This is a genomic window from Vibrio sp. YT-17, assembly GCF_033337375.1.
Classification (GTDB): domain Bacteria; phylum Pseudomonadota; class Gammaproteobacteria; order Enterobacterales; family Vibrionaceae; genus Vibrio; species Vibrio alginolyticus.
This window is the reverse complement of record NZ_JAWOQP010000022.1, coordinates 45744-67782: the sequence shown is the minus strand read 5'-3', so window position 1 is coordinate 67782 and position 22039 is coordinate 45744. Positions and strand designations below refer to the sequence as shown.

Sequence of the window (22039 nt, the reverse complement as noted above, 5' to 3'; positions counted from 1 at the left end):
TCTTCGAAGTGATTAAGAAATAAGTAAAAGGGAAGCAGATGCTTCCCTTTTTTGTTGCCTTCAAACCGATGAAGGTGACGCTTATTATTCATTTTGTGAACAAGACTAAAATTTGTAGGGTGAGACGCGTTTAACTTGTTGGTGTAGAGCTCGGATTGTAGAGGCACAGTTTTGCTATAACTGGACTGTTTATTCGGGGGAAGGACACAATGAAAAAAACAATTCTCGCACTCTCTATCGGTCTACTGAGCGCCTGCAGCCAGATACCAGAAAATGCCATCGTACTAAGCGTTGGTGATGATACCGCTGTTTTTGAGGAAAACTCACAAGGCTTACTTGTCGCCGAGCAAAAACTCGAAAAAGGCAGTTATAGCTTTACCATTGCTGACAGCAAGCAAAGCTGTGGCAGTAGCTTTGCTCTAGCAGAAGAAGATCGCATCAAATTCAATCGTCCATTAAAAATGGATAACTGCGCCACTGATGCACAAATGCCGCTGCGCATCTTCAAAGCCAATACCTATCAATTTACGCTCAATCCAACCACCAATGAGCTGACGGTAAAAATCAAACCAAAACAGAGTCAGGACATCACCTACTCTTGCCCTGTCGCAACTGACGCGCCAAAAGCCATCAACGTTACTCAAACCTTTAATGATGGCACTGTGGTTCGTGACGCCTTAACCGGACAAGAAGCCACAGTCGCCAATGGCAGCGTCACCATGCAGCCGGGTCCTATGAGCCAAGGTCTATTGCTGCTAGAAGAAGTTGAACAGCAAGCCGACAAACCGTTCAGCTGGGATAACGCAACAGTGTACTTCGTCATGACTGACCGCTTCTACAATGGCAACCCTGACAACGACAACAGCTACGGTCGCAGTAAAGACGGAAAATATGAGATTGGTACCTTCCACGGTGGTGACTTAGCGGGTCTGACGAAAAAACTCGATTACATCGAATCACTTGGTGTCAATGCTATCTGGATAACCTCACCACTGGAACAAATCCACGGCTGGGTTGGCGGCGGCGATAAAGGCGACTTTAAGCACTACGGCTACCACGGCTACTACCATCAAGACTGGACCAAGCTTGATGCCAACATGGGTACCGAAGATGAACTCAGAACCTTCGTCGATACCGCCCACAAGAAAGGTATCCGCGTGATTTGGGATGTAGTCATGAACCACACAGGTTATGCGACATTAGCAGACATGCAGGAATTCGGCTTTGGTCAGCTTTACCTTGATGACCAAGAAGCCAAACAAGTCCTTGGTGAAAAATGGACCGACTGGCAGCCAAAATCAGGACAAAGCTGGCACAGCTTCAACGACTACATCAAATACGGTGATAGCGAAGCGTGGGATAAATGGTGGGGCAAAGACTGGATTCGCACCGACATTGGCGACTACGATGCTCCGGGCTACAACGACATCACCATGTCTTTGAACTACCTACCGGATCTCAAAACCGAATCGACTCAGAAAACCGGATTACCAAACTTCTTCCGCAATAAAGACACCAATGCGCAAGATGAGCTGCAAACCCCACGTGAACACCTGATTACCTGGTTATCCGATTGGGTACGTGACTACGGCATTGACGGCTTCCGTGTCGACACCGCAAAACACGTTGAAATGGAAGCGTGGGCAGAGCTGAAAGCCAGCACCACCCAAGCGCTTGCTCAATGGAAGCAAAACAACCCGGACAAAGCCTTGGATGACCTACCTTTCTGGATGACAGGTGAAGTGTGGGCACACAGCGTAGTGAAGAGCCCGTATTTCGATAACGGCTTCGATTCCATCATCAACTTCGAGTTCCAATCTGATGTAGCACCAAAAGCGCTGAAGTGTTTCGCTCAACTTGATAATGATTACCGCCGCTATGCAGAGCGCATCAATACCGATCCTGAGTTCAATGTGTTGAGCTACCTGTCTTCACACGATACACAACTGTTTTGGTCAGCTCGCAGCCGCAGCTTTGATGACCAAGCACGTGCGGCAAATGCTCTGATGCTGGCTCCGGGTGCAGTACAGATCTATTACGGTGATGAGATAGCTCGTGATTTTGGCATTACTGGTTCAGACGCCCACCAAGGCACACGCTCAGATATGCCATGGGATAAGATTCATGGCGAGCGTGAAGATCTGCTGCAACATTGGCAAAAATTGGGTGAATTCCGTAAACGCCACCCAGCGGTTGCTCAAGGTAAGCACATCACTCGCAATCAAGAAGGTTACTACGCGTTCGAACGCCAATACCAAGACGACAAGGTACTGATTGTTTACACCGGTGAGTAAATCACACTCTCTCCACCAGCAAGGGAAGCATAAGCTTCCCTTTTTTATTGTTCTTTTTGCCATTTAGTCTCGTCCCTCTGGTCTGATGACGCACTTTTTTCTTTTTCGGCTTAATTCACACTTTGCGTTAATTACACATTGAGGTAAGGTCAAGGATTACTCGATAAGCCGATAAAACATCGGCATAAACATACACAAAGCAATCACAATGAATTAGGTATAAGTCAGCATGCAGTTCTCAAAGTTTGGTGAAAAATTTAATCAGTATTCAGGTATTACGCAGTTAATGGACGATTTGAATGATGGTCTGCGCACACCAGGTGCCATCATGCTCGGTGGAGGTAATCCTGCCGCCATTCCTGCCATGCTCGATTACTTTCACCAAGCCAGTGAGGAAATGCTCGCCAGTGGGGAGCTCGTCGCCGCCCTCGCCAACTACGATGGCCCGCAGGGTAAAGACGCGTTCGTCAAAGCGCTAGCTCAGTTATTCCGTGAAACTTACGGCTGGGATATTTCCGAAAAAAACATCAGCCTAACTAACGGTAGCCAAAGTGGCTTTTTCTACTTGTTCAACTTGTTGGCAGGTAAACAGCCAGACGGTTCGCACAAGAAAGTGCTACTGCCTATCGCACCTGAGTACATAGGTTATGGTGATGCTGGCATTGATGAAGATATCTTTATCTCTTACCACCCAGAAATCGAGCTGTTAGATAACGGCCTGTTTAAATACCACGTCGATTTTGAGCAACTCGCCGTCGACGACTCTGTTGCGGCAATCTGCGCGTCTCGCCCAACTAACCCAACGGGTAATGTACTGACAGATGAAGAAGTACGTAAGCTGGACAAGCTAGCACGTGAGAACAACATCCCACTGATCATCGATAACGCCTACGGTCTACCTTTCCCGAACATCATCTTTGAAGATGTCGAACCGTTCTGGAATGAAAACACCATCCTATGCATGAGCCTATCTAAGCTTGGTTTACCGGGCGTGCGTTGTGGCATTGTGATTGCGAGTGAAGAAATCACGCAAGCATTAACTAATATGAACGGCATCATCAGCCTAGCGCCGGGCAGTGTTGGTCCAGCGTTGGCAAACCATATCATTGGCAAAGGTGATCTGCTTAAACTGAGTTCAGAGGTGATTAAGCCGTTCTACAAGCAAAAATCACAACGTGCGGTTGAACTGCTCCAACAAGCAATTACCGATGAGCGATTCCGCATCCACAAGCCGGAAGGCGCTATCTTCTTGTGGTTATGGTTTGATGAACTGCCAATCACAACAATGGAACTGTACCAACGCTTGAAAGCGCGTGGCGTATTGATTGTCCCTGGTGAATATTTCTTTATTGGTCAGCAAGACGAGTGGGATCACGCGCACCAATGCCTGCGTATGAACTACGTTCAAGATGATGAGATGATGCAAAAAGGCATTGCGATTATCGCTGAAGAAGTGGAAAAGGCTTACCGCGAAGGTAAATAGACGGATTGAACTCAGCCGTTCTTCTCTTTGAAATTACGGCTTTGAAATAGCGGATTTGAAAACCCCCAAACTAAAAAGAGCGCCCATATGGCGCTCTTTCTCATTCTATAACAGGGTGGTTAACTGATTAGTTGTTCTCAATCAGGTTGTTGCCACCGATAGCAATTTTACGTGGTTGCATTGCTTCTGGAATTTCACGCACCAAGTCAATGTGTAATAGGCCGTTTTCCATTGAAGCGCCAGTCACTTTTACATAGTCCGCTAATTGGAACTTACGTTCAAAATCGCGCTCTGCAATGCCTTGGTACACGTAGTTTTTGCCTTCTTCTGCTTTACGCTCGCCCTTCACGATCAACATGTTTTCATTTTGAGTTAGATCGAGTTGGTCTTCAGAGAAACCAGCAACTGCCATAGTAATACGGTAGTTGTGCTCATCTTTTTGCTCGATGTTGTACGGAGGGTAACCGCCAGAAGTATTTTTCGCTGTATTTGCTTCCATCAGGTTTAGCAGACGATCAAAGCCAATTGCATTACGGTATAGTGGTGAGAAATCTACGTTACGCATAAATCTATCCTCTTAATTAAGCAATAGTCTTAGTTCGGATGAACTTCATCCTACTGGCGTGTTTATGCAAAAACCGACGCCGAACTAAGAGATTCTTATCATTCCACTGGCCTTGGTTTGGCTCGGAGACATGATATTGAATCTAAAGGTTTAAGTTGTGTGCTAAAACGCCATATCCTCTTCTGAGCGATCTCGTTTTAGCGATTTCAGAGGGCTGATCTTCTAGTCTCTAGCAAGCCAGTCACCCTCTTCACAACTAGATATAAGGTCGTCAAAAATGACTTTCAAGGGAAAAAATAAAAAATTTTTAAAGCATCCACTATCCCCTTGAACAGCTTAGTTCCTCATCACTTCGCGATCAGTGATAAAAAGCCCGCCGTTCTGGAGGGCTCAATCTACACTTTACTTGCGGGAGGATTTACGCGCTTTTACAACGCCCTTTTCTGCCGCCTTTTCCTGCTTTAGTTTGCGCTTTTCTTTTAGACTCAACTGCGGTTGTTTCTTTTCTTTCTTACTCATGACTTCACCTCTATTTATTGGCACAACAGACAACCACACAGCATTTTCTGAGCTGGTGGCTGCGATTGATGAACAATTTCAGTAATCACAAAGCAGCGTCGCTGATTAAAAATTTCCACTTCGAGCGCATCATTTTTAGCTCGACCTAACAGTCGAGACCCCAAATAAGAATCGACCGCGAGCATACCTGTCATGGGTTGCCCCTTACGCGAGCTGACCAATGTCATGCGATATTGATAGGCGCGCTCAACATCCACTAAGCGAACCGTGTCCCCAACCGCAATACGAGTTCGGTTACGGCAATGGGCTTGTTGCTCGCAGGTTTCAAATAGCGATAACAACCTTAGTGGTGATTGATAGGTTAAAAAGCGACTGGTTAACCACCAAGTTCGCAGCGCCAAGCAGTACGCTGAGAACCAGCGTTCAAACATGATTATTTCCTTCTTAATGCCTTGTCTTACAAATAAATTCAGTGCATTGAACCGGAAGTGCATAACTTCCGGCTTAGTTCAGGAAAGTCATCACCATTTTCTTAGTCTCCTTATTCATCAGCTCTTCAGCACTATAGCGAGCAGAAAAAAGAAAGCAAAAACGCTCAAGCGAACAAAATGGCGAGAAAAAAAGAAAACAGAAATAAAATGGCAGGCTTGATCGGGTTGTTGGCAGTTAGTACCAGAAAAACATCCGCTTTAGCAGAAAGTGGCGATTTTAGCTGGTGGTAAAACAAAAAAGCAGCGATTTCTCGCTGCTTTTTACTATCACGAACAGTGTCGTTATACGTCTAGGTTCGCTACTTTCAGTGCGTTCTCTTCGATGAAGTTACGACGAGGTTCTACTTGGTCACCCATTAGCGTAGTGAACAGTTGATCTGCACCTACCGCATCTTCAATCGTTACCTGCATCATACGACGAGTTTCTGGGTCCATGGTGGTTTCCCAAAGTTGGTCTGGGTTCATCTCACCTAGACCTTTGTAGCGCTGACGGCTTAAGCCACGCATTGACTCTTTCACTAACCAGTCAAGCGCTTCTGCAAAGTTTGCCACTGGCATAGTACGCTCACCACGTTTGATGTACGCGCCTTCTTCCAGAAGTCCATCAAGTGCTTCTGATAGATCAGCCAACTTGCCGTACTCTTTCGAGTTTAGGAAGTCGATGCTAATTGCATGTTCGTGCGTCACGCCGTGAGTACGAACCACAATCTTAGGCAAGTTTAAGCCTAGCTCTTCGTGCTGCTCAACTTCGTAGCTGTACTGGCTTGCACCCACTTCTTTCGCATTCAGCTGTTCAATAAGCTGCTTCGTCCAAGCTTCCACAACTGATGCGTCATGGCATTGCTCTGGCGTTAGGCGAGGAGTGTAAATCAACTCGTTTACCAAAGCACTTGGGTAACGACGGCTCATACGTTCCGCCAGTTTAATACCCGCATTGTACTGTTGAACAAGCTTCTCTAGTGCTTCACCTGCCAATGCTGGTGCTTCTGCGTTTACGTGTAGCGATGCGTTGTCCAGAGCCAATGATACTTGGTATTGGTTCATCGCTTCTTCATCTTTGATGTACTGCTCTTGTTTGCCTTTTTTCACTTTGTATAGTGGTGGCTGAGCGATGTACACATAGCCACGCTCGATAAGCTCTGGCATTTGACGGTAGAAGAAGGTCAACAGTAGCGTACGGATGTGCGAACCATCGACATCGGCATCGGTCATGATGATGATGTTGTGGTAACGAAGCTTGTCCGGGTTGTACTCGTCACGACCGATACCACAACCAAGTGCAGTGATCAGCGTTGCTACTTCTTGCGAAGACAGCATCTTGTCGAAACGCGCTTTTTCTACGTTAAGAATCTTACCTTTTAGCGGTAGGATTGCTTGGTTCTTACGGTTACGGCCTTGTTTTGCGGAGCCGCCTGCCGAATCACCCTCCACTATGTATAGTTCAGAGAGTGCCGGATCTTTTTCCTGACAGTCTGCAAGTTTACCTGGAAGGCCAGCTAGGTCTAGTGCACCTTTACGGCGCGTCATTTCACGAGCTTTACGCGCTGCTTCACGAGCACGTGCTGCATCGATGATTTTCGAACAAACCATCTTCGCTTCTGTCGGGTTCTCAATCAGGAACTCAGACAGTTTTTCACCCATTGCAGACTCAACAGCTGATTTCACTTCAGAAGAAACCAGTTTGTCTTTTGTTTGGCTTGAGAACTTAGGATCAGGCACTTTCACCGAAACAACCGCAGTTAGACCTTCACGCGCATCGTCGCCTGAAGTCGCTGTTTTCGCTTTCTTCGAGAAACCTTCTTTATCCATAAAGCTGTTCAATGTACGTGTTAGCGCAGCACGGAAACCAGCAAGGTGAGTACCACCATCACGCTGTGGGATATTGTTGGTAAAGCAGAAGATGTTCTCTTGGAAACCATCGTTCCATTGCATCGCCACTTCAACTGAAATGCCGTCTTCACGCTCAGAGTTAAAGTGGAAGATTTTTTCGATGATTGGCGTTTTGTTGGTGTTTAGGTGATCAACGAACGCTTGAATACCACCTTCATACATGAAGTGATCATGTTTGTCCGCTTCACGTTCATCAACCAATTTGATCGACACACCAGAGTTCAGGAATGACAGTTCACGCAGGCGTTTCGCCAGAATGTCATAGTGGAACTCAGTGTTAGAGAACGTTTCGGCACTTGGCCAGAAACGAATTTGTGTACCGGTTTTATCCGTATCACCCACAACGGCTAGTGGCGCTTGAGGCTCACCATGGCGGTAGGTTTGCGTATGGATATGGCCACCACGATGAATCGTTAGCTCAACTTTCTCTGATAGTGCGTTTACTACTGAAACACCTACCCCGTGAAGACCACCCGATACTTTGTATGAGTTATCGTCGAACTTACCACCCGCGTGAAGAACCGTCATGATTACTTCTGCTGCAGAGACATTTTCCTCTGAGTGGATTTCTGTTGGAATGCCACGACCATCATCGCTAACGGAAACCGAGTTATCCTCATGAATTGTCACAACGATGTCTTTACAGTGACCTGCCAACGCTTCATCAATTGAGTTATCCACCACCTCGAAAACCATGTGGTGAAGGCCGGTGCCGTCGTCCGTATCGCCGATGTACATTCCTGGACGCTTACGTACCGCATCCAGACCCTTCAGTACCTTAATACTCGATGAATCGTAATTTTCAGACATGAGTTTCTCTCTTCTAGTTTGACTCTATCCTGCCATGTTCCACATGAAACAATTTACCGTTATCGTCCAACATATCGGCGATTTGGCTTTCAGTGATAGAGCTTACAAATACTTGTGCGCCCGTCTCTTTTAAGCAGTCAGCAAGACGCTTGCGACGTTGGCTATCTAATTCCGACGCGAAGTCATCAATTAGGTAAATGCATTGTTTACCGGCCATCTCTGTCAGGTGTTGCCCTTGCGCTACACGCAATGCACACACCATGAGTTTTAATTGACCGCGTGACAGAACATCTTCAACGGGCGTTCCGTTCACTTTAATGCGCAAATCAGCTTTGTTTGGGCCACTAAAGGTGTATCCCAATGCCTGATCACGCTCAAAATTCTTTTCTAGTATCTCGTGGTATGGAGTGTCTTTATCCCAGCCACGATAATACTTCAATTGGATCTCAAATTCTGGCAAAAATGTCTGACAGATAGTTTCTGCGACAGTTTTCATCTGCTCGATGTAACTTGCTCGCCATTGGCTGATGTTTTCAGCCAATCCTGCCATTTCCTGATCCCAATAACTGAGCTCACGATAACTATTGGCGGTTTTCAACAACGCGTTGCGCTGCTTGTTCAGGCGCTTGAACCTTCCCCATGCTTGATAAAAAGCGGGCTCGGTATGAAACACGCCCCAATCAATAAACGCACGACGATGTTTAGGGCCATCTGTCAGTAAATCAAACCCTTCTGGGTGTATCAACTGCAGAGGCAGAACTTGTGCCAACTGCGCTAATTTTTGTCCAGATTGACCGCCTATTTTAACCTCTGTTGAGCCATCACGCTGCTTATTAATGCCGATAGGTAGCTCAAATTGATCCGAGTTCAAAAAACGACCATGAACAAACAGTTCGTCACACTCATTTTGTATCACTCGTCCGGTGAGAGAGCTCTTGAATGAGCGGCCATGCCCGAGCAGATAAACCGCTTCTAAGACACTGGTTTTACCGCTGCCGTTCGGCCCGATAAGAAAGTTAAAGCCTGCTGATAACTCAATATCACAGGCTTTAATGTTTCGAAACTGCTGAATGATGAGACGAGAAAGAGGCATTCAGTTGGCTTATAGACGAATTGGCATCACCACGTACATGGCACTGTCATCGTCGGCATTTTCAATCAACGCGCTAGCGTTAGCATCCGACATCGACACACGTACATTTTCACAACGCAACGTGTTCAGAACATCAAGCACATAGCTTACGTTAAAGCCGATTTCGATGGCGTCACCTTCAAAGGTTACATCAAGCATCTCTTCCGCTTCTTCTTGTTCTGGGTTATTCGCGGTTATGCGCATTTCAGTATCAGCCAGATTCACACGCACGCCACGGAATTTTTCGTTGGAAAGAATAGCAGCACGAGAGAAGGCTTGGCGCAACTCGTCACAACTTGCTATTAGTGTCTTATTGGTGCTCTGAGGCAATACACGGCGGTAGTCAGGGAAACGACCATCAACCAACTTAGAGGTAAAAGTAAAGTTATTCACCTCAGCACGAACATTGGAGCTACCGATCTGAAGTACTACGGGCTGCTCTGGCGCATCCATCAACTTTACTAATTCTTGCACACCTTTGCGTGGCACGATGATTTGCTTCTGCGCAAAGTCCGCACCTAGCTGAGTTTGCGATACCGCCATACGGTGGCCGTCCGTCGCTACGCTGCGTAGCGTGGTGCCGTCAATTTCAAACAACATGCCGTTGAGGTAGTAACGAACGTCTTGATTCGCCATCGAGAACTGAGTTTTGTCGATCAGCGTACGTAAATCAGCTTGGCTCAGTGATACTTCCACTTCACTTTGCCAGTCTTCAATATTAGGGAAATCGTTTGCAGGAAGCGTTGCCAACGAGAAACGGCTGCGACCAGAGCGAACTTGTACGCGATCACCTTCTAATACAAATGTGATGATCGCATCGTCCGGTAAACCACGACAGATATCGAGAAACTTACGCGAAGGAACGGTAATGCTGCCCGCTTCAAAATCACCTTCTAGCGTCACTTTGCTTACTAACTCTACTTCAAGATCGGTTGCCGTCATCGACAATACGTTCTCTTCTACTTTAAGAAGTAGGTTACCCAGGATTGGCAGAGTTGGTCGGCCACCTAAAGCGCCCGAAACCTGCTGTAGCGGTTTGATTAAATGACTACGTTCAATGGTAAATTTCATGCTTGGCTCTTTACGCTGTCAGCTCAATAAATGATTTGCTTAGAATACCGTTATTCTAACCGATTACGAAGACAGGGTGCGAATCAAGTTAGAGTAATCTTCTTTAATGTCGTGGCTCTCTTCACGCAGCTGCTCAATCTTGCGACACGCATGAAGTACGGTCGTATGATCGCGGCCCCCAAACGCATCGCCAATTTCAGGCAAGCTATGGTTGGTTAGTTCTTTTGCTAACGCCATGGCCAGCTGACGAGGACGCGCTACAGAACGAGAACGACGCTTAGACAGCAAGTCCGCCACTTTAATCTTGTAGTATTCCGCCACGGTCTTTTGAATGTTATCGATCGTCACCAGCTTCTCTTGTAGAGCAAGCAGATCGCGCAGCGCTTCACGAACAAAATCAATCGTAATTGGACGACCAGTAAAGTTCGCGTTCGCGATAACACGGTTCAGTGCACCTTCGAGCTCACGAACGTTCGAACGCAGACGCTTGGCAATGAAGAATGCCACTTCATCAGCAAGGTGGATTTGGTGATCTTCGGCTTTTTTCATCAAGATCGCCACACGCGTTTCAAGCTCAGGTGGCTCGATCGCAACAGTAAGACCCCAACCAAAGCGAGATTTAAGACGATCTTCAACGCCATTAATTTCTTTAGGATAACGGTCAGACGTTAGAATGATCTGCTGATTACCTTCCAATAGTGCGTTGAAGGTATGGAAGAATTCTTCTTGTGAACGTTCTTTATTAGCAAAGAATTGGATGTCATCGATAAGGAGCGCATCCACGCTGCGGTAGTAGCGTTTGAATTCTTCAATCGCATTGTTTTGCAGCGCTTTCACCATGTCTTGCACAAAACGTTCTGAGTGCATGTAGACCACTTTTGCGTTCGGGTTGTTATCCACAATCGCGTTACCCACCGCATGCAATAAGTGGGTTTTACCCAAACCCGTGCCGCCGTATAGGAATAGTGGGTTGTAAGCTGCACCTGGGTTATCCGATACCTGACGCGCCGCAGCCAAACCCAGTTGGTTCGACTTACCTTCAACAAAGTTGTCGAATTTGTGTTTTGGGTTCATGTTTGAGCGGTGATTGATAGCCGCAATCGCTTGAGCGTCGTCATCCCAGGTTTTGTGTACTGGCTTACGCGCCTGTAATTGCGCAGGTGCAGATGACTCCGCAGCCACATCTGCAGGCGTACGTGTCGGCGCTGGTTTTGGTGCAGAGACAGGTCGGCTCCCCACTTCAAAACGTAAGTTAGGAATATCGCCACCGCAGTATTCCTGCAGTAAGCGAGTAATATTGTTCAGATACTTATCACGCACCCAGTCCAACACAAAGCGGTTTGGCGCGAATAGAGTGAGAGTATTGTCATTGAGCTCCGCTTGTAGCGGACGAACCCACATGCTGAATTCTGTAGCTGGTAGCTCTTCTTGAAGCTGCTGCAAACATTGCAGCCAAAGCGAAGATGACACGGTGCCCCCACTGAGTAATTGAATTATCGGAAAAGACTGGCAATTTTACCTGTTGATAACCAAGATCGCCAGCGATTGATCGACGATCCAGTGAATAAGATCCAAGTTATTCACAATTATTTCTGCAAACTTGATGAGATCAACACACCTTGCCCCAAATTTGCCCACACAACGATCCACAATTGGGCAAAATTCACAAGATCGAGCGATTGGTGATAAGTCTGTGTATTATTTTATTCCCAATGCTGATTTTGTCGATCATTTCGCTAGGTTCAGTTCGCATTTTCGTCACATTTAACATTCTTCTTCTATTATCTAATAACTCACAGGTCTAGGTTATTGCTCTTGGTTATTTATTTAATTGAGCTAACTAACAGTAGTATTTCCAACCATAAAATTATGGAGATGTATTATGAAAAACTGGATTAAGGTTGCCGTTGCAGCCATTGCACTGTCGGCAGCAACCGTACAAGCCGCTACTGAAGTCAAAGTTGGTATGTCAGGTCGCTACTTCCCGTTTACTTTTGTAAAGCAAGACAAGCTACAAGGCTTTGAAGTCGACATGTGGGATGAAATCGGTAAACGTAACGATTACAAAATCGAATACGTAACAGCCAACTTCTCTGGTTTATTTGGTCTTTTAGAAACTGGTCGTATCGATACGATCTCCAACCAAATCACCATGACTGATGAGCGTAAAGCTAAATACCTATTTGCTGACCCTTACGTTGTAGATGGCGCACAAATTACCGTGCGTAAAGGCAACGACAGCATCAAAGGTGTTGACGATCTTGCGGGCAAAACCGTTGCGGTGAACCTAGGCTCTAACTTTGAGCAACTGCTGCGTCAATACGACAAAGACGGCAAGATCAATATTAAAACGTACGACACAGGTATCGAACATGACGTGGCGCTCGGTCGTGCAGATGCATTTGTAATGGATCGTCTTTCTGCTTTAGAACTGATTAAGAAAACTGGTCTTCCTTTGGAATTGGCAGGCGAACCGTTTGAGACCATTCAAAACGCATGGCCTTTCGTGGACAACGAGAAAGGTCGTAAGCTGCAAGAAGAAGTAAACAAAGCACTGGCTGAGATGCGCGCAGATGGTACAGTAGAGAAAATTTCCGTGAAGTGGTTTGGCGCTGACATCACGAAATAAGAACTCTTTGTACTTTAGGCCGCAAAGTGGTATCACTCTCGGACTAAAATAAACTTACGTAAAGGTGGAACTTGTTTTCCACCTTTTCTTTTCTCTAGCCTTTAGGTAAGCCGTATGGGATTTGACTTTAATTACATGTTGGAACTGCTGCCGATATTGCTGAAATATCTTGGCACAACCATGGAAATGGCGACATGGGGATTGGTGTTTTCGCTGATTTTATCCGTCATTTTAGCCAATATTCGCGTATTTAAACTGCCAGTTCTGGATCAATTAAGCCAACTGTACATCAGCTTCTTCCGTGGCACCCCACTGTTGGTTCAGCTTTTCCTGCTTTATTACGGCTTACCGCAAATTTTTCCATTGATGGTCGGTATCGACGCCTTTTCAGCAGCGGTTATCGGTTTAACGCTGCACTTTGCCGCTTATATGGCGGAAAGTATTCGTGCCGCCATTATTGGCATTGATCGCAGCCAAATGGAAGCGAGCTTATCGGTCGGTATGACGACATCCCAAGCAATGCGCCGAGTGATTTTACCTCAAGCAACGCGTGTCGCACTGCCTTCATTGATGAACTATTTCATCGATATGATCAAGTCAACGTCTCTCGCTTTCACGCTTGGTGTGGCCGAAATCATGGCGAAAGCACAGATGGAAGCCTCATCAAGTTTCCGTTTCTTTGAAGCTTTCCTTGCGGTTGCTCTTATTTACTGGGGCGTGGTGGTGATTCTGACTCGCGTACAAATCTGGGCAGAAGCAAAACTGAATAAGGCGTACGTACGATGATTAAGTTAGAAAATATTCACAAACGTTTTGGTGAGACTGAAGTGCTGAAAGGCATCGACCTCGATATTAAGCAAGGTGAGATCATCGTGATTATCGGCTCAAGTGGTACGGGTAAATCAACCTTGCTGCGTACGGTGAACTTTCTAGAACAAGCAGATGAAGGTCGTATCACGATAGATGACATCTCCGTTGATACTCAAAAACACACTAAAGCCGAAGTATTAGCGCTGCGTCGTCGAACTGGCTTTGTGTTCCAAAACTATGCCCTGTTTGCCCACATGAATGCGCGCCAGAACATTGCCGAAGGTCTAGTGACCGTTCGAGGTTGGAAAAAAGCCGATGCTCTCAAACGAGCGCAACAAATTCTGGATGACATCGGCCTTGGGGATAAAGGCGATAGTTATCCAGCGGCATTATCTGGCGGCCAACAACAACGCGTGGGTATCGGCCGAGCGATGGCGCTGCAACCAGAACTGCTGTTGTTTGACGAACCAACTTCTGCGCTGGATCCTGAATGGGTCGGTGAAGTTCTCTCATTAATGAAGAAGTTAGCTAATCAGCATCAAACCATGCTGGTGGTGACGCACGAGATGCAATTCGCGAAAGAAGTCGCTGATAGAGTGATCTTCATGGCGGAAGGCAATATCGTTGAGCAAGGTTCTCCACAGGATATCTTCGATAATCCACAAGATCCTCGTTTGAAAAAATTCCTTAACCAAGTAGGAATAGAGTAACGATCAAGCATCAGGATCGATTGATCCTTGAGATTTTACTCACACTACGTATAATCGCCCGGCCGGAATTTCGTACTCATTGAGTCATTGACACATTATGTGAGTGTGATTACAATTCCGCCTCTTTGTTGAGAGGCGTCGGTTGTCCTTCTCTATATAAAGAGCTTCTTTATATAAGAAAGCAAATACCCACGCCGGGTTTAACAAGAACCTAAAACTACTGATCAGTAAAGGTAATTATCATGAAACGCACTTTTCAACCTACAGTTCTAAAGCGCAAGCGTACTCACGGCTTCCGTGCTCGCATGGCAACTAAGAACGGTCGTAAAGTTATCAACGCACGTCGTGCAAAAGGCCGTGCGCGCCTATCAAAATAATCGCTAGTTTATTTTGAACACGTACGCGTTTAATCGGGAGTTACGTTTGTTAACTCCCGAGCATTATCAAAACGTCTTCCAGCAAGCTCATCGAGCTGGCTCGCCTCATTTCACCATCATTGCTCGCAATAACAAACTTTCTCACCCACGATTAGGTTTAGCGGTTCCCAAAAAGCAAATCAAAACGGCTGTCGGTCGTAACCGATTTAAGCGTTTGGCTCGTGAAAGCTTTCGTAACAATCAACATCAGCTTCCAAACAAAGATTTTGTTGTGATTGCGAAGAAAAGCGCGCAAGATTTAAGCAATGAGGAAATTTTTAAGTTGTTTGATAAGCTATGGCAACGCCTGTCTCGCCCTTCACGTGGATAGCCATTGGGCTCGTTTATCTGTATCGCTGGTTTATCAGCCCTTTGATTGGTCCTCGTTGCCGGTTCACACCAACCTGTTCCACTTACGCGCTAGAAGCTTTGAGAGCTCACGGTTTTGTAAAAGGATGTTGGTTATCAGGCAAACGTCTATTAAAATGCCACCCTTTGAATGAAGGGGGGTATGACCCCGTTCCACCAGTCCAAAAACAAGACAGAGATAACTAACGATGGATTCTCAACGTAATATCCTGCTCATCGGTTTGGCCCTGGTTTCTTTTTTGCTGTTTCAACAATGGCAAGTTGCAAAGAATCCAGAACCTCAAGCAGTTGAACAGGCTCAATCAAGCAGCACTCTACCTGCACCATCTTTTGCTGATGAACTTGACCCAGTTCCTGGTCAACAGCAAGCTTCTGCAAAAACTATCACAGTAACGACTGATGTTTTAACTCTGTCGATCGACACCGTTGGTGGCGATGTGGTACATGCCAACCTTAACGAATACTCTGCTGAGTTAGATTCATCAGATTCCTTTGTTCTGCTTAAAGACGCTCAAGGTCACCAATTTATCGCTCAAAGCGGTCTAGTGGGTCCTCAAGGTATCGACTTGAGCAGCACAAATCGCCCTCACTACAACGTAAGTGCAGACAGCTTCACAATGGCTGACGGTCAAGATGAACTTCGCGTTCCGATGACATTCACTGCAAACGGCATCGAATACACCAAAACTTACATCTTTAAACGCGGCAGCTACGCGCTTAATGTTGAATACGATGTAGTGAACAACTCAGGCAACAACGCAACATTTGGTATGTACGCTCACCTACGTCAAAACCTAATGGACGATGGTGGTAGCATCACAATGCCTACTTACCGTGGTGGCGCATACTCAACAGAAGATACGCGTTACAAGAAGTACAGCTTTGATGATATGCAGGATCGCAACCTGTCTCTTAACCTAGCCGATGGCCAAGGTTGGGCAGCAATGATTCAGCACTACTTTGCCGCAGCTTGGATCCCACGTAACGAACCAGGTACTAACCTATACACTCGTGTAATTGGCAACCTAGGCGACATCGGCGTTCGTATGCCGAACAAAACTATCGCAACAGGCGATCAGGCTAAGTTTGAAGCAACACTTTGGGTTGGTCCAAAACTGCAAGATGAAATGGCAGAAGTGGCACCTAACCTAGACCTAGTAGTGGACTACGGCTGGTTATGGTTCATTGCGAAGCCTCTTCATATGTTGCTTTCATTCATCCAGAGCTTTGTTGGTAACTGGGGTGTGGCAATCATCTGCCTGACCTTCATCGTTCGTGGTGCAATGTACCCACTAACAAAAGCGCAATACACGTCTATGGCGAAAATGCGTATGCTTCAGCCTAAGCTGCAAGCAATGCGTGAGCGTATCGGTGATGACCGTCAGCGCATGAGCCAAGAAATGATGGAACTGTACAAGAAAGAGAAAGTGAACCCACTAGGTGGCTGTTTACCTCTTATCCTACAGATGCCTATTTTCATCGCACTATACTGGGCACTAATGGAATCGGTTGAGCTACGTCACTCTCCATTCTTCGGTTGGATTCATGACCTTTCAGCGCAGGACCCTTACTACATCCTGCCTCTACTGATGGGTGCGTCAATGTTCCTAATCCAGAAGATGAGCCCGACAACGGTAACGGATCCAATGCAGCAGAAGATCATGACCTTTATGCCGGTTATGTTTACCTTCTTCTTCTTGTTCTTCCCATCAGGTCTCGTTCTGTACTGGTTGGTGTCGAACATCGTAACGCTTATCCAGCAAACTCTGATCTACAAAGGATTAGAGAAAAAAGGCTTACACAGCAAGTAACCTTTTAGGAAATGATTGAGAAAGGCGGCCAAAAGGTCGCCTTTTTGTTTTTGGCTGATTACAATTCAGCTAATTAATTGTGATGGCTCCCTAGGTATCTTCCCTATAGCCCAGCTCAAAAGGCAAAATTATGACTACAGATACGATTGTCGCTCAAGCGACCGCGCCTGGTCGTGGCGGTGTCGGTATTATTCGAGTTTCTGGCCCTAAAGCCAACCAAGTGGCGTTAGAAGTCACTGGCAAAACACTAAAGCCCCGCTACGCAGAGTACCTGCCGTTTAAGTCAGAAGATGGCACTGTGCTTGATCAGGGCATCGCACTGTACTTCCCTAACCCACACTCATTTACAGGTGAAGACGTACTTGAGCTGCAAGGCCATGGCGGCCCTGTCGTGATGGATATGCTGATAAAACGCATTCTAGGTATAGATGGTATTCGAGCTGCTCGCCCTGGTGAGTTCTCTGAACGCGCATTTCTGAACGATAAACTCGACCTCGCTCAAGCCGAGGCGATCGCAGACCTCATTGATGCCAGTTCTGAAGAAGCAGCAAAATCGGCACTGCAATCCTTACAGGGCGCATTTTCAGGCCGCATTAATACCTTAGTTGAGTCGCTGATTCATTTGCGTATCTATGTTGAAGCAGCCATCGACTTCCCTGAAGAAGAGATCGACTTTTTGGCCGACGGTAAAGTGGCTGGTGACCTACAAGCCATCATCGACAACCTAGATGCGGTGCGCAAAGAAGCTAACCAAGGCGCTATTATGCGTGAAGGGATGAAAGTCGTGATTGCGGGTCGTCCAAATGCGGGCAAATCAAGCCTACTGAACGCGCTATCGGGTAAAGAATCTGCAATCGTAACCGACATCGCAGGAACCACGCGTGATGTACTGCGTGAGCATATCCATATTGATGGCATGCCACTACACATCATTGATACAGCAGGTTTGCGTGATGCTTCCGATGAAGTAGAGAAAATCGGTATCGAACGCGCGTGGGATGAAATAGCCCAAGCAGACCGCGTGTTGTTCATGGTGGATGGCACGACAACCGATGCCACCGATCCGAAAGATATCTGGCCAGATTTTGTGGATCGCCTACCAGACAACATTGGTATAACTGTGATCCGTAATAAAGCGGATCAAACGGGTGAAGATATGGGGATCTGCCACGTCAATAACCCTACCCTTATCCGTTTGTCAGCGAAGACTGGTGCAGGGGTTGAAGCTCTGCGCGATCATCTCAAGGAGTGTATGGGCTTCTCTGGCAACAGTGAAGGTGGGTTTATGGCTCGTCGTCGTCATCTCGATGCATTAGAACGTGCCGCACAGCACCTTCAAATAGGCCAGGAGCAGCTTGAAGGCTATATGGCTGGTGAAATATTGGCTGAAGAGCTACGCATCACCCAACAACATCTCAATGAGATTACCGGTGAGTTCAGTTCTGACGACTTACTGGGACGAATCTTCTCTTCATTCTGTATCGGGAAGTAAATAATCGAACGCGCGGTGCTGAGCTTAACTCACACCGCGTTTCTTTTTGTACGGCAAGCCATCCATGAGCTTTAGCCGTCGCATTCAATAAGGAAGAAGTATGATCCACATTATTACAGGCAGCACGTTAGGTGGCGCAGAATACGTAGGGGATCACCTGAGTGATCTACTCAACGAGAATGGATTTGAAACAACGATCCACAACCAGCCTTCCCTCAATGATATCGAAAATCAAGGTACGTGGTTGGTGATCACCTCTACACATGGAGCTGGTGAGTATCCTGATAATATCCAACCTTTTATCGCAGCATTACAAAATACACCGCCAAAAATGACTGATGTAAAATTTGCGGTGATTGCGATTGGTGACTCTAGCTACGATACGTTCTGTGCCGCTGGTCAACACGCTTATGATTTATTAGAGGATATTGGTGCAACCCCTCTCGCAGATTGCTTTAAAATCGATGTACTGAGCCATGATGTGCCAGAAGACGCCGCAGAGATGTGGTTAAAAGAGAATATCGAACGTTTTTAAACTCACGACTTTCCCTTCAACAGAGTCGAAATTCGGCTCTGTTTTCTCCCATGTGAATAACTCCCACCAAATTATTTTGTTTAACCGCTCAAAAACCAACCAAACAGACTGTGGATAACTACAATAAGATCCAGTGATTTTCCTTTAGTTATCCCAATAACAACTTTGATCAATTTTACCCCCTGTGTATAACCACCACTTTTGATCCCAGGTAATCCTCGATCTGATCCAATCATGATCACAAGATATGATCCAAAGAAGATCCATGATCTTGTTGATCATTTTTAGGTTATCCACAGAAACGGTCGATCCTAATAGTAGATCTAATAAGAGATCATATATATAGATCTTATATATATTTATCTTGAAGCTTAAAACGGATAAAACGAGAAAACGTTTTTCTCTCTGGCATAAAGCAGGTAAAATACGGCTCCTTTATCTGTCCATTAAATCCCTTTGAATACCTGAGGTCAGTTCATGCTTTATCACGAAAACTTTGACGTCATTGTTGTCGGTGGCGGACACGCAGGAACGGAAGCCGCGCTCGCATCTGCACGCACAGGACAAAAAACACTTCTCCTTACCCATAACATCGATACATTAGGCCAGATGTCTTGTAATCCGGCGATCGGTGGTATTGGTAAAGGTCACTTAGTAAAAGAAGTAGATGCTATGGGCGGTTTGATGGCTGAAGCCATCGACCATGCAGGTATTCAGTTTCGTACACTAAATGCCTCCAAAGGTCCTGCAGTACGAGCAACTCGAGCTCAAGCCGATCGCGCTCTGTACAAAACGTACGTTCGTAATGCATTAGAAAATGCGCCTAACTTAACGTTGTTCCAGCAATCAGTTGATGATCTGATTGTTGAACAAGATCGCGCAGTTGGTGTGGTAACTCAAATGGGACTTCGCTTCCATGCGAAAGCCGTTGTGCTAACCGTGGGTACCTTCCTTGGTGGTAAGATCCACATAGGTATGGAAAGCTCGTCTGGTGGTCGTGCCGGGGATCCACCATCGATCGCATTAGCGGATCGACTGCGTGAACTGCCGTTCCGTGTGGATCGTTTAAAAACAGGTACTCCACCGCGCATTGATGCTCGTACTGTTGATTTTTCAGTGCTAGAAGCTCAGCACGGTGATAACCCAACGCCTGTATTCTCGTTCATGGGCAAACGTGAACAGCATCCGCGTCAGATTCCATGTTTCATCACCCACACCAATGAACAAACTCACGATGTGATCCGTAGTAACTTGGATCGCAGTCCAATGTACGCCGGTGTGATTGAAGGTATTGGTCCGCGTTACTGTCCGTCTATTGAAGACAAAGTGATGCGTTTCGCTGACAAAAACAGCCACCAAATCTTCATTGAGCCAGAAGGCCTAACCACGCACGAGTTATACCCTAATGGTATCTCGACCAGCTTGCCATTTGATGTGCAAGTACAAATCGTGCGCTCAATGAAAGGGTTTGAAAATGCACACATCGTTCGCCCAGGTTATGCGATTGAATACGATTTCTTCGATCCACGTGATTTGAAGCAAACGTACGAGACGAAGTTCATCCATGGTTTGTTCTTTGCTGGCCAGATTAATGGTACGACTGGCTACGAAGAAGCCGCAGCGCAAGGCTTGATGGCGGGCCTAAACGCAAGCTTGTTTAGCCAAGACAAAGAAGGCTGGAGCCCACGTCGTGACCAAGCTTACATGGGCGTGTTGATTGATGACTTATCGACCATGGGTACCAAAGAGCCGTACCGCATGTTCACTTCTCGTGCGGAATACCGCCTGCTACTTCGTGAAGATAACGCCGATTTGCGTTTAACGGAAAAAGCGCGCGAGCTAGGCTTGATTGATGATGTTCGTTGGGCTCGCTTTAACGAGAAAATCAACAATATGGAAACGGAGCGTCAGCGTTTGAAAGCAACGTGGATGAATCCGAAGTCAGAGGGTGTTGATGAGCTGAACAAGCTGCTGAAAACCCCAATGGCCCGTGAAGCGAGTGGTGAGGATCTTCTGCGTCGTCCAGAGATCACTTATTCGCAACTGACGCAACTTGAAGCGTTTGCTCCTGCACTTGAAGATCAGCAAGCAGCTGAGCAAGTTGAAATTCAAGTGAAATATGATGGTTACATCAAGCGTCAGCAGGAAGAGATCGAAAAATCACTGCGTCACGAAAATACCAAGTTACCTGCTGATTTGGATTACCGCGATGTAAAAGGTTTATCAAACGAAGTCGTTGCTAAACTGAGCGAAGCCAAACCAGAGAGCATCGGTATTGCATCACGCATTTCTGGTATTACGCCTGCTGCAATTTCTATTCTACTTGTTCACTTGAAAAAGCATGGTTTGCTGAAGAAAGGTGAGGAAGAATAATGAGCGCATTGCGAACAAAGCTGGATTCACTGATCGCGAAAACCGACTTGGAAGTGTCAGAACAGCAACGAGAGCAGTTAGTTGGTTATGTCGAACTGCTCGATAAATGGAACAAAGCGTACAATTTAACATCGGTGCGTGATCCGCTTGATATGTTAGTGAAACATATTCTTGATAGTATCGTTGTAAGCGCACACCTGCCCGGTGAGCGCTTCATTGATGTTGGTACTGGTCCGGGGTTACCGGGCATCCCTTTGGCAATAATGAACCCTGAGAAAACCTTCTTTTTGCTCGACAGTCTTGGCAAACGCATCCGTTTTATCAAGCAAGTCGTGCACACATTAGGGCTGAAAAACGTGACACCAATTCAAAGTCGCGTCGAAGAATTCCAACCTGAAGAAAAATTTGATGGCGTTTTGAGTCGAGCTTTTGCTTCAATGACAGACATGGTGGAATGGTGCCACCATTTGCCGAAACAAGAGCACGGGGTGTTTCTAGCGCTGAAAGGACAGCACCCTAAAGATGAAATGGATCTGCTTCCTGAATGGTGCAGTGTGACAGAGATCATATCTTTGGCTGTTCCTGAGTTGGAAGGTGATCGTCATCTAGTAATCTTATCGCGCAAGGAAAATTAGCGAG

The 22039-nt window shown here is 46.3% G+C and carries 19 protein-coding genes; 13 read left to right on the top strand and 6 right to left on the bottom strand.

Annotated features, from left to right (window positions below; all coding sequences use genetic code 11):
• Window positions 1-209: 209 nt before the first annotated feature.
• Both R7F67_RS19060 and R7F67_RS19055 read left to right on the top strand, forming a co-directional pair.
• Window positions 210-2294 (top strand): alpha-amylase, encoded by a 2085-nt coding sequence (locus R7F67_RS19060; protein WP_053350667.1) that lies wholly within the window; start codon window positions 210-212, stop codon window positions 2292-2294.
• Window positions 2295-2523: 229 nt separating this feature from the next.
• Entirely contained in the window at window positions 2524-3777 is a 1254-nt protein-coding gene (locus tag R7F67_RS19055; protein ID WP_017635592.1) for a valine--pyruvate transaminase, read from the top strand.
• A gap of 127 nt (window positions 3778-3904) precedes the next feature.
• Here the strand turns inward: R7F67_RS19055 and R7F67_RS19050 are convergent, their stop codons facing one another.
• From R7F67_RS19050 to dnaA, 6 genes are all read right to left on the bottom strand, one after another.
• On the bottom strand, window positions 3905-4342 hold the full coding sequence (locus tag R7F67_RS19050) for an Hsp20 family protein (protein ID WP_258483912.1): 438 nt from the start codon (window positions 4340-4342) through the stop codon (window positions 3905-3907).
• A gap of 533 nt (window positions 4343-4875) precedes the next feature.
• The gene (locus tag R7F67_RS19045) at window positions 4876-5292 is read right to left on the bottom strand and encodes a GreA/GreB family elongation factor (RefSeq protein WP_017821918.1); all 417 of its coding nucleotides are present in this window, start codon (window positions 5290-5292) and stop codon (window positions 4876-4878) included.
• 342 nt (window positions 5293-5634) lie between these two features.
• On the bottom strand, window positions 5635-8052 hold the full coding sequence (gene gyrB, locus R7F67_RS19040) for a DNA topoisomerase (ATP-hydrolyzing) subunit B (RefSeq protein ID WP_005378841.1): 2418 nt from the start codon (window positions 8050-8052) through the stop codon (window positions 5635-5637).
• 13 nt (window positions 8053-8065) lie between these two features.
• Window positions 8066-9145: a DNA replication/repair protein RecF gene (gene recF, locus R7F67_RS19035; RefSeq protein WP_005378839.1), complete on the bottom strand. Its 1080-nt coding sequence runs from the start codon at window positions 9143-9145 to the stop codon at window positions 8066-8068.
• A 9-nt stretch (window positions 9146-9154) separates the two neighbouring features.
• Window positions 9155-10255, bottom strand: coding sequence for a DNA polymerase III subunit beta (dnaN, locus tag R7F67_RS19030; RefSeq protein ID WP_005394106.1), 1101 nt, complete (start codon window positions 10253-10255; stop codon window positions 9155-9157).
• Window positions 10256-10318: 63 nt separating this feature from the next.
• Window positions 10319-11725 carry a chromosomal replication initiator protein DnaA gene (gene dnaA, locus R7F67_RS19025; RefSeq protein ID WP_005378835.1) on the bottom strand — a complete coding sequence of 469 codons (1407 nt, stop codon included), beginning with the start codon at window positions 11723-11725 and terminating at the stop codon, window positions 10319-10321.
• A gap of 412 nt (window positions 11726-12137) precedes the next feature.
• Between dnaA and R7F67_RS19020 the strand changes: the two genes are divergently transcribed.
• The 11 genes from R7F67_RS19020 (at window position 12138) to rsmG (ending at window position 22035) form a co-directional block, all read left to right on the top strand.
• The gene (locus tag R7F67_RS19020) at window positions 12138-12884 is read left to right on the top strand and encodes an amino acid ABC transporter substrate-binding protein (RefSeq protein WP_005378831.1); all 747 of its coding nucleotides are present in this window, start codon (window positions 12138-12140) and stop codon (window positions 12882-12884) included.
• 114 nt (window positions 12885-12998) lie between these two features.
• On the top strand, window positions 12999-13670 hold the full coding sequence (locus tag R7F67_RS19015) for an amino acid ABC transporter permease (protein ID WP_005378829.1): 672 nt from the start codon (window positions 12999-13001) through the stop codon (window positions 13668-13670).
• Complete coding sequence (locus R7F67_RS19010; RefSeq protein WP_005378827.1) at window positions 13667-14404, top strand: amino acid ABC transporter ATP-binding protein; 738 nt, start codon at window positions 13667-13669, stop codon at window positions 14402-14404. The genes R7F67_RS19015 and R7F67_RS19010 overlap by 4 nt, the downstream gene beginning before the upstream one ends.
• 242 nt (window positions 14405-14646) lie before the next feature.
• Window positions 14647-14781, top strand: coding sequence for a 50S ribosomal protein L34 (gene rpmH, locus R7F67_RS19005; RefSeq protein ID WP_005378825.1), 135 nt, complete (start codon window positions 14647-14649; stop codon window positions 14779-14781).
• Between the two features lie 46 nt (window positions 14782-14827).
• A complete protein-coding gene (rnpA, locus tag R7F67_RS19000) occupies window positions 14828-15151 on the top strand; it encodes a ribonuclease P protein component (RefSeq protein ID WP_005394102.1) in 324 nt (107 codons plus the stop codon).
• Window positions 15118-15375, top strand: coding sequence for a membrane protein insertion efficiency factor YidD (gene yidD, locus R7F67_RS18995; RefSeq protein WP_005378822.1), 258 nt, complete (start codon window positions 15118-15120; stop codon window positions 15373-15375). The genes rnpA and yidD overlap by 34 nt, the downstream gene beginning before the upstream one ends.
• Before the next feature lie 2 nt (window positions 15376-15377).
• The gene (yidC, locus tag R7F67_RS18990) at window positions 15378-17000 is read left to right on the top strand and encodes a membrane protein insertase YidC (protein ID WP_005383834.1); all 1623 of its coding nucleotides are present in this window, start codon (window positions 15378-15380) and stop codon (window positions 16998-17000) included.
• Window positions 17001-17130: 130 nt separating this feature from the next.
• The gene (gene mnmE / locus R7F67_RS18985) at window positions 17131-18492 is read left to right on the top strand and encodes a tRNA uridine-5-carboxymethylaminomethyl(34) synthesis GTPase MnmE (protein WP_005383836.1); all 1362 of its coding nucleotides are present in this window, start codon (window positions 17131-17133) and stop codon (window positions 18490-18492) included.
• Between the two features lie 100 nt (window positions 18493-18592).
• Entirely contained in the window at window positions 18593-19027 is a 435-nt protein-coding gene (gene mioC / locus R7F67_RS18980; protein ID WP_053304046.1) for an FMN-binding protein MioC, read from the top strand.
• A gap of 477 nt (window positions 19028-19504) precedes the next feature.
• The gene (mnmG, locus tag R7F67_RS18975) at window positions 19505-21400 is read left to right on the top strand and encodes a tRNA uridine-5-carboxymethylaminomethyl(34) synthesis enzyme MnmG (RefSeq protein WP_258476211.1); all 1896 of its coding nucleotides are present in this window, start codon (window positions 19505-19507) and stop codon (window positions 21398-21400) included.
• Complete coding sequence (gene rsmG, locus R7F67_RS18970) at window positions 21400-22035, top strand: 16S rRNA (guanine(527)-N(7))-methyltransferase RsmG (RefSeq protein ID WP_054577153.1); 636 nt, start codon at window positions 21400-21402, stop codon at window positions 22033-22035. Before mnmG ends, rsmG begins: the two co-directional genes overlap by 1 nt.
• Window positions 22036-22039 lie beyond the last annotated feature (4 nt).

Bases quoted from the DNA above. Each gene is read 5' to 3' on its own strand.
- R7F67_RS19060 (WP_053350667.1), top strand. From the start codon at position 210: ATGAAAAAAACAATTCTCGCACTCTCTATCGGTCTACTGAGCGCCTGC.
- R7F67_RS19055 (WP_017635592.1), top strand. From the start codon at position 2,524: ATGCAGTTCTCAAAGTTTGGTGAAAAATTTAATCAGTATTCAGGTATT.
- R7F67_RS19050 (WP_258483912.1), bottom strand. From the start codon at position 4,342: ATGCGTAACGTAGATTTCTCACCACTATACCGTAATGCAATTGGCTTT.
- R7F67_RS19045 (WP_017821918.1), bottom strand. From the start codon at position 5,292: ATGTTTGAACGCTGGTTCTCAGCGTACTGCTTGGCGCTGCGAACTTGG.
- gyrB (WP_005378841.1), bottom strand. From the start codon at position 8,052: ATGTCTGAAAATTACGATTCATCGAGTATTAAGGTACTGAAGGGTCTG.
- recF (WP_005378839.1), bottom strand. From the start codon at position 9,145: ATGCCTCTTTCTCGTCTCATCATTCAGCAGTTTCGAAACATTAAAGCC.
- dnaN (WP_005394106.1), bottom strand. From the start codon at position 10,255: ATGAAATTTACCATTGAACGTAGTCATTTAATCAAACCGCTACAGCAG.
- R7F67_RS19020 (WP_005378831.1), top strand. From the start codon at position 12,138: ATGAAAAACTGGATTAAGGTTGCCGTTGCAGCCATTGCACTGTCGGCA.
- R7F67_RS19015 (WP_005378829.1), top strand. From the start codon at position 12,999: ATGGGATTTGACTTTAATTACATGTTGGAACTGCTGCCGATATTGCTG.
- R7F67_RS19010 (WP_005378827.1), top strand. From the start codon at position 13,667: ATGATTAAGTTAGAAAATATTCACAAACGTTTTGGTGAGACTGAAGTG.
- rpmH (WP_005378825.1), top strand. From the start codon at position 14,647: ATGAAACGCACTTTTCAACCTACAGTTCTAAAGCGCAAGCGTACTCAC.
- yidD (WP_005378822.1), top strand. From the start codon at position 15,118: ATGGCAACGCCTGTCTCGCCCTTCACGTGGATAGCCATTGGGCTCGTT.
- yidC (WP_005383834.1), top strand. From the start codon at position 15,378: ATGGATTCTCAACGTAATATCCTGCTCATCGGTTTGGCCCTGGTTTCT.
- mnmE (WP_005383836.1), top strand. From the start codon at position 17,131: ATGACTACAGATACGATTGTCGCTCAAGCGACCGCGCCTGGTCGTGGC.
- mioC (WP_053304046.1), top strand. From the start codon at position 18,593: ATGATCCACATTATTACAGGCAGCACGTTAGGTGGCGCAGAATACGTA.
- mnmG (WP_258476211.1), top strand. From the start codon at position 19,505: ATGCTTTATCACGAAAACTTTGACGTCATTGTTGTCGGTGGCGGACAC.
- rsmG (WP_054577153.1), top strand. From the start codon at position 21,400: ATGAGCGCATTGCGAACAAAGCTGGATTCACTGATCGCGAAAACCGAC.